The sequence below is a fragment of the Cupriavidus ulmosensis genome, from assembly GCF_977008105.1.
This window is the reverse complement of record NZ_CDRMWP010000002.1, coordinates 2,868,950-2,881,070: the sequence shown is the minus strand read 5'-3', so window position 1 is coordinate 2,881,070 and position 12,121 is coordinate 2,868,950. Positions and strand designations below refer to the sequence as shown.

The 12,121-nt window shown below is 70.5% G+C and carries 11 protein-coding genes; 8 read left to right on the top strand and 3 right to left on the bottom strand.

Annotated elements, in window-relative coordinates; translation table 11 throughout:
• The first annotated feature begins 280 nt into the window (after positions 1-280).
• Positions 281-1,315: a tyrosine-type recombinase/integrase gene (locus tag ACWTPI_RS32455; RefSeq protein ID WP_454734056.1), complete on the top strand. Its 1,035-nt coding sequence runs from the start codon at positions 281-283 to the stop codon at positions 1,313-1,315.
• Positions 1,316-1,457: 142 nt separating this feature from the next.
• Entirely contained in the window at positions 1,458-2,477 is a 1,020-nt protein-coding gene (gene galE, locus ACWTPI_RS32450; RefSeq protein ID WP_020206695.1) for a UDP-glucose 4-epimerase GalE, read from the top strand.
• A 73-nt stretch (positions 2,478-2,550) separates the two neighbouring features.
• Here the strand turns inward: galE and ACWTPI_RS32445 are convergent, their stop codons facing one another.
• Entirely contained in the window at positions 2,551-2,853 is a 303-nt protein-coding gene (locus ACWTPI_RS32445) for an H-NS histone family protein (RefSeq protein WP_020206694.1), read from the bottom strand.
• Positions 2,854-2,968: 115 nt separating this feature from the next.
• Positions 2,969-3,199, bottom strand: coding sequence for a hypothetical protein (locus tag ACWTPI_RS32440; protein ID WP_454740820.1), 231 nt, complete (start codon positions 3,197-3,199; stop codon positions 2,969-2,971).
• Between ACWTPI_RS32440 and ACWTPI_RS32435 the strand changes: the two genes are divergently transcribed.
• From ACWTPI_RS32435 to ACWTPI_RS32425, 3 genes are all read left to right on the top strand, one after another.
• Positions 3,193-3,804: a flavin reductase family protein gene (locus ACWTPI_RS32435; RefSeq protein WP_454733817.1), complete on the top strand. Its 612-nt coding sequence runs from the start codon at positions 3,193-3,195 to the stop codon at positions 3,802-3,804. The genes ACWTPI_RS32440 and ACWTPI_RS32435 overlap by 7 nt on opposite strands.
• Positions 3,805-3,943: 139 nt before the next feature.
• Positions 3,944-5,716 carry a methyl-accepting chemotaxis protein gene (locus ACWTPI_RS32430; RefSeq protein ID WP_454733816.1) on the top strand — a complete coding sequence of 591 codons (1,773 nt, stop codon included), beginning with the start codon at positions 3,944-3,946 and terminating at the stop codon, positions 5,714-5,716.
• Between the two features lie 134 nt (positions 5,717-5,850).
• Positions 5,851-7,806 carry a putative bifunctional diguanylate cyclase/phosphodiesterase gene (locus ACWTPI_RS32425; RefSeq protein WP_454733815.1) on the top strand — a complete coding sequence of 652 codons (1,956 nt, stop codon included), beginning with the start codon at positions 5,851-5,853 and terminating at the stop codon, positions 7,804-7,806.
• Positions 7,807-7,834: 28 nt separating this feature from the next.
• Here ACWTPI_RS32425 and ACWTPI_RS32420 read toward each other — a convergent pair whose 3' ends face one another.
• Positions 7,835-8,587, bottom strand: a complete 753-nt coding sequence (locus ACWTPI_RS32420) for a hypothetical protein (protein WP_454733814.1) — start codon at positions 8,585-8,587, stop codon at positions 7,835-7,837.
• Positions 8,588-9,107: 520 nt separating this feature from the next.
• Here ACWTPI_RS32420 and ACWTPI_RS32415 point away from each other — a divergent pair.
• The 3 genes from ACWTPI_RS32415 (at position 9,108) to ACWTPI_RS32405 (ending at position 11,831) form a co-directional block, all read left to right on the top strand.
• Positions 9,108-9,491 (top strand): response regulator, encoded by a 384-nt coding sequence (locus ACWTPI_RS32415; RefSeq protein ID WP_029044404.1) that lies wholly within the window; start codon positions 9,108-9,110, stop codon positions 9,489-9,491.
• Positions 9,492-9,656: 165 nt separating this feature from the next.
• Positions 9,657-10,136 (top strand): chemotaxis protein CheW, encoded by a 480-nt coding sequence (locus ACWTPI_RS32410; RefSeq protein WP_020206750.1) that lies wholly within the window; start codon positions 9,657-9,659, stop codon positions 10,134-10,136.
• 48 nt (positions 10,137-10,184) lie between these two features.
• Positions 10,185-11,831, top strand: a complete 1,647-nt coding sequence (locus tag ACWTPI_RS32405) for a methyl-accepting chemotaxis protein (RefSeq protein ID WP_059415749.1) — start codon at positions 10,185-10,187, stop codon at positions 11,829-11,831.
• The last annotated feature ends 290 nt before the right edge of the window (positions 11,832-12,121 follow it).

Here is a 12,121-nt window from a genome sequence, read left to right as displayed (position 1 = left end):
TTCGGTATCGGGTATCGGGTATCGGATATCCCAGGCATCGGAATATCGGTTCGCCGTCGTCTCTATGCAACCAGTTGCATGAGAGATCAGGTGAAAGGTAGCAGCCCGCGCGCGCGAATGCAACTGGCTGCATGCCGCCGGCCCGCCAAATTCGCGGCGGATGCCGCCCGCTGCGCCCGGCCGCCGCGTTCGCATGTCGCGGGGCTCGGTGTTTTGTGGCGTCTTGTCTACAATACCGCCATTGCCGCAAACCAACGCAGGAGCGCAAGTGAAGACCAACATGCGCGCAGACGGGCCGCCCCCGGCGCTGTTCGATGCGGACCTGGCCGCCTGGCGTGCCCAGCCCGAGCGCGCCTTCGACGGCTGGCTGGCCAGCCACGGCTTCCGCCACGGCACCGCCGTGGTCTACCGCGCCATGTGGGGCAAGCTGCTGCGCTGGTCGGGCGAGCGCGGCGTGGCGCCGCTGGCGTGGTCGGCCGAGCAGATCGGCGCGTTCCTCGACGAGCAGGACCTGCACAAGCATCACCGCTATCGCTACGCGCGCCTGATCGAGCGCGTGTTCCATCATCTGTCGCGGTTGCAGGGCGGCCTGCACAACCCCGCCAGCCAGGCCGTGCGCGCGCATCTGGCCGAAGGCGAGAACGATCCCACGGCATTCCTGCTGCCCGCCGAGCGGGACATCGTGATCGCCCGCGTGCTGGCGCCGGCGCCGCCGCGCGCGAACGACGGCCAGGACGGCAAGGACGCCGGCATGCCGTCGCCGACGCAGTGGAAGCGCGCGCGCGACACCGCGCTGGTGGCGGTGCTGCTGGGCGCCGGCCTCAAGGTGGGCGAAGCCCGCGACCTGCGCGCGCAGAGCATCGCGCCGGACGCCCGCGCGCTGCGCCTGGTGCGCGCCGACAACGGCCGCGCCTACGAGGCGCCGGTCTTCGCCTTCGCGCGCGCCGCGCTGCTGGCGTGGCTGACGGTCCGCGCGGCCGCGGACACGCTCGGCGAACTGGTCTTCCCCGCCACGCCGGCGGGCCGGCCGCTGCACGCCGCCTCGCTGTACCGCCGCGTCGAGATCCTGCTCGACGAAGCCGGCGTGCTGGCGGGGCGCAGCGAGCGCGCCTCGCCGCAGACGCTGCGCAACACCTGCTGCGCGCTGCACTTCGAAGCCGGCGCGAGCCCGGCCGAGGTGGCGCAGCGCCTCGGCATGCGCGACCTGGAATCCGGCTGGCGCCTGCGGGCCGCGTTCGAAGCGTGGCAGGCCCGCTCGGGCCAGCCGCCGGCGCGGCATGCGGGCGCCGTCACGCGCGTGCCCGATGCGGCCTGATATGCTTACCCGCCTCGCCGCGCCGCCGGCCCCGCTTGCTGGTGCTCATTGCCGCATGCCGGGCAGGAGCGGGCGCGGCAGCCAGGGCCGGCGCCGTTGCCGCGCCCGTTTCGCCTCTTTCTCAACTTACCGATGAATCGCCATGTCTGAAACCTTGCTGCTCACGGGAGCTACCGGTTATATCGCCTCGCACACCTGGGTGGCCCTGCTCGAAGCCGGCTATCGCGTGATCGGCCTGGATAATCTCTGCAATAGCAACCGCGAGGTGGTGGAGCGACTGGCGCGGATAACCGGGCAGCGCCCGGATTTTGTCGAAGGCGACGTGCGCGACCGGGCCTTGCTGGACCGCCTGTTCGCCGAGCACCGCATCACCGGGGCGATTCATTTCGCCGCGCTCAAGGCGGTGGGCGAATCGGTCGCCAAGCCGCTCGATTATTACGGCAATAATCTCGGCGGCCTGCTCACGCTGTGCTCGGCAATGAACGCGGCCGGCGTGAAGCAGCTGGTGTTCAGCTCGTCGGCCACGGTTTATGGCAATCCGCATGCCGTGCCGATCCTCGAGGACTTTCCGCTGTCGGCCACCAATCCCTACGGCCAGACCAAGCTGATGGGCGAGCAGATCCTGCGCGACCTGGAGCATTCGGACCCGTCGTGGCGCATTGCCTACCTGCGTTATTTCAATCCGGTGGGCGCGCACGAGAGCGGCCTGATCGGCGAAGACCCGGGCGGCGTGCCCAATAACCTGATGCCCTACGTGGCGCAGGTCGCCGGCGGCCGGCGCGAGAAGCTGATGGTGTATGGCGGCGACTACCCGACCCCGGACGGCACCGGCGTGCGCGACTACATCCACGTGTGCGACCTCGCCGCCGGCCACCTCGACGCGCTGGTCTACCTGCGCGACAAGCAGCAGTGCCTGACCGTGAATCTCGGCACCGGCCGCGGCTACAGCGTGCTGGAAGTGGTGGCGGCCTACGAGCGCGCCAGCGGCCGGCCGGTGCCGTACGAGATCGTGGCGCGCCGCCCGGGCGACATCGCCTCGTGTTATGCCGACCCGGCGCTGGCGCACGCGCTGATCGGCTGGCAGGCCAGGCACGACATCGACCGCATGTGCGAGGACTCGTGGCGCTGGCAGTCGATGAACCCGCTCGGCTTCGCCGGCTGAGCCGCGCCGGCGGGCAATAAAAAACGGCCGGGCGCTGGCCCGGCCGTTTTCATGCCTGCGGCGAAACCCTGGTTCAGATCAGGAAGTCGTCGATGTTCTTGCCGGAGGCCAGCGCCTGGGTCAGCCAGCCCGGGCGCTTGCCGCGGCCGGTCCAGGTGTTGCCCGCGCTGTCGCGGTAGCGCACCGGCACCTTGCGGGTGGCCTTCTTGCTGGCGGCGGGCTTGGTGCCGAAGCCGAGATCGTCGGCGGTCAGGCCATATTGCTCGATTTTCTCGCGAATATCGGCAATGACGGTCGCCTGCTCGCGCGCCTTGATTTCCTCGGCCTGCTTCTGGAGTTCGCTGATTTTCTGAACAATTTCCTGATAAGTCGCCATTACGAGCCTCGATTTACTGGTGAGCGGGTGAGAGTGGGACGATTATAACGGGGTGTGGCGATCCTGCATATGCCCATGTCGGCAGAAAGAGAATTCCGATAAATCGGCGCCCGTGTCAAATTAATGAACTTCCGCGCCAATCTCCGGTCGCGGCGCCGCCGGGCATTTTCGGCGCGGCGCCGCGCGGCGGAAAAATGAGACCCGGCTCATTTGCATGTTTTTGTCCCGCCGGCAGGGGGAAATACCCCTGCTGGGTATTGGCCATCGCCTCCGGGTGCGTTTGCTGTAACAATAGCGGTCCGTTTCGCGCGCCCATCCATCCTTCGCCACCACGCTGCCATGTCATCCGATCCGATCAACGCCGCGGCCGCCGCGCCGGCCGGCTTCGTTCCCGTGGAACTGCCCAAGGCCTACCGGCTGCTCAATCACGGGCCGGTGACGCTGGTCACCAGCGCGCACGGCGGGCGGCGCAACGTCATGGCCGCCTCCTGGACCATGCCGCTGGACTTCCAGCCGGCCAAGGTGGCGGTGGTGATCGATGCGCGCACGCTCACGCGCGAACTGGTGGAAGCGTCGGGCGAGTTCGCGCTGAACATCCCGGCGCGCGCGCAGGCGGGCGCCACGCTGGCGGTTGGCTCGCGCTCCGGCCGCGAGGCCGACAAGTTCGCCGCCGCGGGTTTGTCCACGTTCCCCGCGCGGGAAATCGCCGCGCCGCTGCTGGCGGGCTGCCTCGGCTGGCTCGAATGCCGGGTGATCCCCGAGCCGCATAATGCGGCGCGCCATGATCTGTTCATCGCCGAGGTCGTGGCCGCCTGGGCCGACGCGGCAGCGTTTTCGGCGGGCCGCTGGCATTTTCCGGATAACGAACACCGCTCGATCCACTATCTTGCCGGCGGGGCGTTTTTCGCCACTGGGGAGGCATTTCAAGTGGAATCGGAGAGCGGCGCATAAGCGGCGTGGCGCGCACCGCACCTTCTCAAGGATTCTCGGCGGCTCGCCGTTATTTGCCGTGAGCGGATCGCAGGGGTGTCGATCCGCCGGGCCGGGGCCGGAGGAGGTCCCGCGCGTTCCTTACCGTATCGGGTGTTTTATGTCGTTCCATAACAATATTCAGATCAAGACCTTGCTGCGCGGGGCGATGGCATTGTTGTCGGTCCTGCTCGTGCTGGTCGGCGCGGCCGGCCTGCATGGCATATCCAGCAGCAACGCAGCACTCCAGGAAACCTATGGCAACCAGCTTGCCTCGGCCCAGGCGCTGAGCGAGACCATGCTCGGCACCACCCGCATGCGGCTGGCGCTGGACCGCGGCGTGATGCCGGGCGCCGGCGGCGAAGGCAAGGCGGTGGTGGACCGCTCGATGACCTTCGTCGACAGCGCCGATGCCGCATGGAAGCGCTACGCCGCGCTGCCGCAGAGCGCCGAGGAAAAGGCCCTGGCGGACGAGGTGGACCGCAAGCGCCGCGATTTCATGGAAAAGGGCATCAAGCCCCTGCAGAAGGCGCTGCTGGAGAACAACGCCGAGCAGGCGCTGGCCCTCGCCAAGAACGAGCTGCCCGACATGCAGCGCAGCCTGGCGACGGCCTACGAGGCCTTGCAGGGCTACCAGTTCCGCACCGGCGAGGAGAACTTCAATCTCGCCCAGTCCGGCTTCCAGAGCGTGCGCATGCTGTCGTTCGCGCTGATCGCGCTCGGCCTGGTGGTGGCCGCGCTGTCCACGCTGGCGCTGCACCGGGCCATCGTGCGGCCGGTCGAGGAAGCGCTGTCGGTGTTCGAGCGCATGGCCGGCGGCGACCTGACCTCGCGCATCGTCAATGTGTCGCGCAACGAGATCGGCCGCATGATGCAGGCGCTCGCGTCGATGCAGGACAGCCTTTCCAACATCGTCGCGCAGGTGCGCGGCGGCACCGACTCGATCGCCGCGGCCACCGGCCAGATCGCCTCCGGCAACCTCAACCTGTCCCAGCGCACCGAGGAGCAGGCCTCCTCGCTCGAGCAGACCGCCGCCAGCATGGAAGAGCTGACCACGGTGGTGCGCCAGAACGCCGACAACGCGCGCCAGGCCGGCCAGCTCGCCGGCGACGCCTCGCAGATCGCCCTCAAGGGCGGCGAGGTGGTGGGCCGCGTGGTCGATACCATGAACGAGATCAACGGCTCGTCGCGCAAGGTGGTGGAGATCATCGGCGTGATCGAGGGCATTGCGTTCCAGACCAACATCCTGGCGCTCAACGCCGCGGTGGAAGCCGCGCGCGCCGGCGAGCAGGGCCGCGGCTTCGCCGTGGTGGCCGGCGAGGTGCGCAGCCTGGCCCAGCGCTCGGCCGGCGCCGCCAAGGAGATCGAGGCGCTCATCAGCGAATCCGGCCAGCGCGTGGAAAGCGGCACGCGCCTGGTGGCCGAGGCCGGCCAGACGATGGGCGAGATCGTCAGCGCGGTCAAGCGCGTGACCGACATCATGAACGAGATCGGCGCGGCCACGCAGGAGCAGACCAGCGGCATCGAGCAGGTCAACCAGGCGGTCTCGCAGATGGACGAGGCCACGCAGCAGAACGCCGCGCTGGTGGAAGAAGCTGCCGCCGCCGCGGGCGCGCTGGAAGAACAGGCGCAGAAGCTCAACGGCGTGGTGTCCGTGTTCCGGCTCGCCGCCGGCCAGGGCGCCGGCCCCGCCGTCAGCCATACGGTCGGCCATGCGGTGACCGCCCCGGCGGCGGCCCCGCGCGCCGCCGCGCCGGCAGCGCGCGCCCCCCGGCTCCAGCCCGCCGCGCCCGCGCGGCGCGAGCTGGTCCGGCGCGTGGCGCCGCCCGCGCGGGTGCCGGTGCTCGCGGCCGGCGCGGGTGGCGCTGGCGGCGACGACTGGAGCGCGTTCTGACCCATGCCGGCGCGACCGCAGCCGTTTTCCTTTTCGGGGACGCCTGCGTGATGCGATGATGCGGGTCTCGCGCCGCATCGACCGCATCGTCGCGTCATCATCGCTCTCAATTCTTGCCCAGCTTCCTTATCGACATGAGTGCTAGCCTTCTGCTGCTCGCTGCTCTCTTTGGCCTCGCGGTCGGGCTGGGCATACGTGCAGCCAAGCCGGACCGGGAGCTGGCACGCGGTCCCGCCAGGTCGCTGCATTGGGCGTTCCTGCTGTTGTCGCCGGCCTCGGTCGGCCTGCCGCTGTGGGTCGTGGTGGCCTCGGGCAGCCTGCGCTTCTCGCACGGCGTGGTGCAGACCACCACCGCGCTGGCCGCGACGGTGGCGGTGGCGCTGGCCATTCCCTGGCTGCGCCGCCACCTGCCGCCGCTGCGCGGCGGCGTGCTGCTGGCCGCGCTGGCGGGCGCCGGCGTGGTGGTGGCCGCGGGCGCCCGCCTGAGCACGCTGTGCGGCGGCGGCTCGCGCCTGTCGGCGCTGTGCGCCGATCCGCGCGGCGCGGTGCAGCCGGCGTGGCTGGCCGTGGGCGCGCTGGCGGCGCTGTCGCTGGGCTTCTTCTGGCTGCGCCGCGCCAACCCGAGCGGCTGGCATCTCGCCACCGCCTCCGGCTACAGCGGCGGCGCCAGCGCCGGCATGCAGGACGAGCCGCCGGAGGAATTGCCGGCCGGCCCGGTGCCCGTCGCCAGCACCCTGCCGGTACGCCGGCGCGGCCGCATCCCGGGCCGCCTGACCGTGCGCACCGCCGCGCGCGGCCAGGGCACGGTCGGCGAGTACAGCGTGAGCACCGACCTGCCCGACCGCAGCGCCTTCGCGCGCTGGCTCGACCAGTCGATCGCGCAGGCGCGGCTGGCCGAGACCGGCTGCGCCGTGCTGCTGGTGCATATCGCCGACTTCCGCGAGGTCGACGAAGTCTTCGAGGTGCGGGCCGACGACATCCTGGCGCAGGATGCCGGCGCGCTGGCGCAGGCCGCGCTGGAGCCGCACGATTTCCTCGCCCGCCTGGCGCGCGACGAGTTCGCCGTGGGCGTGCCCGAGCTGGTGCACCAGAGCCGCGCCAACGAGCTCGGCTCGCGCCTGCTGGGCTCGCTGGCGGAGTTCGTGGCCGCGCGCGGCCTGCAGATGCAGATCGGCGTGAACATCGGCATCGCCATCTACCCGCGCGACGCCCAGACCTCCGAGGCGCTGATGCAGGCCGCGCGCGTGAGCCTGACCGAGGCGCGCGAGAGCGGCTCCAACCAGGTCCGCGTGTTCAACTCCGCGGCCGGCGAGCGCGCCCGGCGCATGCGCGTGATCCGGCGCGACCTCTGGCTGGCGATCCAGGACGACAGCCTCTCGCTGCAGTACCAGCCCAAGTTCGAGGTGCGCCAGCGCGCCGTGGTGGGCGCCGAGGCGCTGTGCCGCTGGCGCCATCCCACGCTCGGCGTGGTCAACCCGGCCGAGTTCATCAGCGTGGCGGAGCAGTCCGGGCAGATCGACAAGCTCGACGACTGGGTCATCGCCACGGTCTGCCGGCAGATCCGGCAATGGCAGGACGCCGGCATCCCGACCGTGCCGGTGGCCATCAACGTCTCCGGCCTGCGCTTCGCCAGCCGCGACTTCCCGCAATACCTGCTCGAGCAGATCCACCAGCACGACATCCCGCCGTCGGCCGTCACGCTGGAGATCACCGAGACCGCGGCGATGAAGGACATCGCGCAGTCGCTCGAGACGCTGGTCGAGCTGCAGGCGCTCGGCATCCACGTGGCGCTCGACGATTTCGGCAGCGGCTACTCCAGCCTGGGCTACCTCAAGCGGCTGCGCGTGGGCACCCTGAAGATCGACCGCACGCTGATCGGCGGGCTCGACGTGGACGCGCAGGGCCGCGCCATCGTCGGCTCGATGGTGGCGCTGGCGCACGAGCTGCGCATGCGCGTGGTGGCAGAAGGGGTGGAATCGAACTCGCAGATGGACATCCTCGCCGCGATGGGCTGCGACGAGGTGCAGGGCTACCTGCTGTCGCTGCCGCTCGATGCCGGCGCCTTCGCGGAGCTGATGTCGGCGGCCTGAACGCCGCGCCGGCCTGCCGGCCGCGCGCTCAGCGCCGCGGCGTGAACGGCTCCGGCAGCGCGCCGCCCGGCGGGAACAGGGCCAGCAGGCGGGTGAAGCGCCCGCTCTCGGGCACCAGTAGGGCGAAGCGGGTCTCGCAATGGTGGCCCGTGACCGCGCCCAGGCGCCGCAGCTGCTGGCTGCACGCCACCAGCGAGGGCAGCCCGCGCGGCAGGTAGATGCTGGCCAGCAGCGCCTCGGGCTCGATGCGCGTGCGCCCGTGGAAGCGCGCCAGCTGCAGCAGCAGCTCGTCCGCCATGCAGGACTCGGCGCCGGTGTCCAGGTGCAGCGCCAGGCCGACCGCGTCGCGGCTCGCCACCGCGTGCACGTCCTGCCACGACAGCGGCATGGGGCCGTCTTCCAGCACCGGCGCGAACAGCACCGAGGCCAGCAGCTGCAAGGTGCGCGGCAGCGCCTCGGCGGTGGTGGGCACGACCGGGCCGCAGCCGGCCGCGGCGGCTGTGGTGCCGTCCACCAGCACGGTCAGCACCAGCCGCTCGGGATGGCGCAGCGAGCGCAGGCGCTGCGCCAGCGTGGCGCCGATCTGGCGCTCGGCGATGACGATCTGCGCGTCGGCCGGCTGGCGCGGGCGCCGCGACAGCCATTGCAGCCGCCCGCCGAAATCGGGCAGCGGCGCCAGCAGGGCATCCGGCGCGCCCTGCACGAACACCGTGAGCTTGTCGGGGCGGCGCGTTTCCGGTACCTCGCGCTGGTGCCACGGGGGGCCTGGCAAATTCGACATGGTGAGGTTCCGATCAAGCCGCGGCGCCCATTTTGTGGGCGCCGCGGGCCTTTGCCTGGCACGGCAAGCGCGGGGTGCATCCTGCAGCAGGCGTCGTAGTATGCCCACCCGCGGCGGCCTGCTGCACCCCATGCAGGTAGGGTAAGCGGATTTCCGGCGATCGGTTATCGGGCACTCGCTGACGGCGGCAGGCGGACGGCGCGCGGGCGGCATGCAGGGGGCATGCGGGGGCATGCAGGGCCGCACGCCGGGGCAATCCGCCGCCGCCGCGCACAATCGCGCGCGCCGGCCCGCATTCGGCCTACGGATTTCGCCGCGGCTGCCGATATGCCCCGCAGGGGCGCCTTTCGCACCGGCCTTGCCGGCGGCGCGGCGCCAGTCTCTGCCTCGTCGCCGGCGCATGCCACAACGCGCAGGGCGTCCGCCGGGCGCATGCCGCCCAGGGCAGGAACGAACCCCGGTCCACCACGCCAGATCGCCGCGTCCGTGGACTCACCATCGTGCTGTCAACGGAGCCGCCATGTCTTTGCCTCACATCCTCGTCGTCGACGATTCCCCCTCCTTGCGCCGCATGATCGGCGCCTGCCTGCGCACCGGCGGCTACGCCGTGTCCGAGGCCGCCGACGGCGGCGAGGCGCTGGCAATGGCGCAGGCGGCGTCCTTCGGCATGCTCGTGACCGACCAGGTCATGCCCGGCACCGACGGCCTGACCCTGATCCGCACGCTGCGGGCCACCGGCGCCTATGCCGCCATCCCCATGCTGATGCTGACCACCGAGGCCGACGGCCAGGTGCGCGAGCAGGCGCGCGTGGCCGGCGCATCGGGCTTCCTGGCCAAGCCGTTCGACCCCGACCAGCTCATGGAGGCCGTGGGCGCGCTGCTGGACCCTACGAAGGTGGGGTAAATGCTTTGTCATTGTTACCCTTCAGCCACGCCCGCGGCTGCCGTTAAGCACTAAACGACATTCGTGCCCCGGCGCACCGGGTCTCGGCTGGCTGCCCGCCCGCGGGCTGGCCGGCCCGGGCTTTGGCGACGCCCCGGGGCCGGAGCCGGCATGCGGAGCCAGACAATGAAAAGCGCGAACAAGACGACAGAAGGGACGGGCGAGGAATTCCTCGCCTTCAGGCTGGGCGGCGAGGAGTACGGCATCGACATCCTCAAGGTGCAGGAGATCCGTGGCTACGAGAACGTCACGCAGATCGCCAACGCGCCCGATTACCTCAAGGGGGTGATCAACCTGCGCGGCCTGATCGTGCCCATCATCGACCTGCGCATCAAGTTCCGCCAGGCCAAGATCGCCTACGACCAGTACACGGTGGTGATCATCGTCGAGCTGCACCAGCAGACCACCGGCATCGTGGTCGACGGCGTGTCCGACGTGCTGACGCTGGGCGCGGGCCAGGTCCGCCAGGCTCCGCAGCTTTCCGGCGAAACCGAATACATACGCGGCATCGGCTCGGTCGAGGACCGCATGCTGATCCTGGTCGACATCGAGAAACTGCTGGACACCGAGGAGCTCGCGGCACTCGAAGCCGCCGTCGCCGCCTGAGCGGCACCTTGTTCCGCCGCCAGCCCGATCCACGCAGTTTCTCCAGTCATGCGAAATAACCAGCCTGTTACCAACCGGGAGTTCAAGCTCTCCCCGGACGACTACCTCATCTCCCGCACGGACCTGAAGGGACGCATCACGTTCGCCAACCGCGCCTTCATCGAGACCAGCGGGTTCGCGGCCGAGGAACTGCTCGGCGCCGCGCACAACCTGGTGCGCCACCCGGACATGCCGGCCGCGGCCTTCGCCGACCTGTGGCAGACCATCCAGGCTGGCCACTCGTGGGTGGGCATCGTCAAGAACCGCCGCAAGAACGGCGATTTCTACTGGGTCAGCGCCACCGTCACGCCGACAGTGGCCGACGGCCAGCTGGTGGGCTACACCTCGGTGCGCGCGATGCCGCCGCGCGAGCAGGTCGAGGCGGCCGAGGCCGCCTATGCGCGCCTGCGCGAGGACCAGGGCCGCCGCCTGGCCGTGCGCAACGGCGCGGTGGTGCGCCGCGGGCTGTTCGGGCTGTTCGGGCGGCTGCGCAAGGTCACGATCCGGCGCCGCATCGTGCTGTCGCAGGCGGCGGGGCTGGTGTGGTTCCTGGCCGCGCTGGCGGCGTTCGAGCTGCTGGCCGGCGACGGCGCGGGCGCGCTGCGGCCGTGGCTGTGGGGCGGCTTCGCGCTGGCGGTGGTGTCGTCGTTCGTGGCCGGCTCGCTGTTGCTGGCGCGGGTGAACAAGCCGGTGCGCGACATGCTGGACTTCGCCCTGCGCCTGGGCGCGGGCGATCTCACCACCCACCTGGACTATCGCGCGTCCGACGAAATGGGCGCGCTGTCCCGCGCCATGCGCACCATGCAGCGCAGCCTGTTGTCGGTGGTCGGCGAGATCCAGGAAGGCATGTCGAGCATTTCCTCCGCCACGCGCCAGGTGGCCGCGGGCAACAGCGACCTGTCGCAGCGCACCGAGCAGCAGGCGGCGTCGCTGGAGGAAACCGCGTCGAGCATGGAAGAACTGACCAGCACGGTGCGCCAGAACGCGGACAACGCGCGCCAGGCCACCGGGCTGGCCGCCAACGCCTCGGAAACCGCGGTGAAGGGCGGTGAAGCGGTCGGCCGCGTGGTGCAGACGATGGACGAGATCACCGAGGCGTCGAAGAAGATCGTCGACATCATCGGCGTGATCGAAGGCATTGCGTTCCAGACCAACATCCTGGCGCTCAATGCCGCGGTGGAAGCGGCGCGCGCCGGCGAGCAGGGCCGCGGCTTCGCGGTGGTGGCCGGGGAGGTGCGCGGGCTGGCCCAGCGCAGCGCCAACGCCGCCAAGGAAATCAAGGGTTTGATCGGCGACTCGGTGGCGCGCGTGGAACATGGTTCGGCGCTGGTCGACCAGGCCGGCAAGACCATGAACGAGATCGTGCAGGCGGTCGAGCGCGTGACCGGCATCATGAGCGAGATCAGCGCGGCCTCGGCCGAGCAGAGCTCGGGCATCGAGCAGGTCAACGAGGCGGTGGCCCAGATGGACGAGGTGACGCAGCAGAACGCGGCACTGGTGGAGCAGGCCGCAGCCGCGGCCGGCTCGCTGGAAGATCAGGCCAAGCGCCTGCGCGATGCGGTGGCCACGTTCCGCGTGAGCCTGCGTCCCGAGCCGCGCCCCGTGCGGGCGGCGCGTGGCACGGGGCAGGGCGAGCCGCGGCTGATGGCTGGCTGACGGCCGCTCGCGCGGCGCGGGGCGGGCGGGTCATGGCGAGCCCGCCGGCAAGCAGTGCGGGGATGTACGAAATTCAAGGGATTCGAGGGATTTGAGGGATGCAAGGGATGTACCCGGCAGGTCGAGGCCGGCGCGGGGCGGCAGCCCGGCGCCGGCCAGCCTCCGGCTGAAGTGGTCGGTCTGAAAACATTGGTTCTGGAAAACAAGAAATAGCGCCGCCGTTCCGCGGTGGCCGGCATCCGCCGGCCAGGACAGGCAGGCATCTGGTCAAGTCATTCAGAGAAAAGAGG

Excerpts from the sequence above, each read along its gene's own strand:
- ACWTPI_RS32425 (WP_454733815.1), top strand. The coding sequence starts at position 5,851 with ATGAGTGCTAGCCTTCTGCTGCTCGCTGCTCTCTTTGGCCTCGCGGTC.
- ACWTPI_RS32405 (WP_059415749.1), top strand. The coding sequence starts at position 10,185 with ATGCGAAATAACCAGCCTGTTACCAACCGGGAGTTCAAGCTCTCCCCG.
- ACWTPI_RS32430 (WP_454733816.1), top strand. The coding sequence starts at position 3,944 with ATGTCGTTCCATAACAATATTCAGATCAAGACCTTGCTGCGCGGGGCG.
- galE (WP_020206695.1), top strand. The coding sequence starts at position 1,458 with ATGTCTGAAACCTTGCTGCTCACGGGAGCTACCGGTTATATCGCCTCG.
- ACWTPI_RS32455 (WP_454734056.1), top strand. The coding sequence starts at position 281 with ATGCGCGCAGACGGGCCGCCCCCGGCGCTGTTCGATGCGGACCTGGCC.
- ACWTPI_RS32435 (WP_454733817.1), top strand. The coding sequence starts at position 3,193 with ATGTCATCCGATCCGATCAACGCCGCGGCCGCCGCGCCGGCCGGCTTC.
- ACWTPI_RS32410 (WP_020206750.1), top strand. The coding sequence starts at position 9,657 with ATGAAAAGCGCGAACAAGACGACAGAAGGGACGGGCGAGGAATTCCTC.
- ACWTPI_RS32420 (WP_454733814.1), bottom strand. The coding sequence starts at position 8,587 with ATGTCGAATTTGCCAGGCCCCCCGTGGCACCAGCGCGAGGTACCGGAA.
- ACWTPI_RS32445 (WP_020206694.1), bottom strand. The coding sequence starts at position 2,853 with ATGGCGACTTATCAGGAAATTGTTCAGAAAATCAGCGAACTCCAGAAG.
- ACWTPI_RS32415 (WP_029044404.1), top strand. The coding sequence starts at position 9,108 with ATGTCTTTGCCTCACATCCTCGTCGTCGACGATTCCCCCTCCTTGCGC.
- ACWTPI_RS32440 (WP_454740820.1), bottom strand. The coding sequence starts at position 3,199 with ATGACATGGCAGCGTGGTGGCGAAGGATGGATGGGCGCGCGAAACGGA.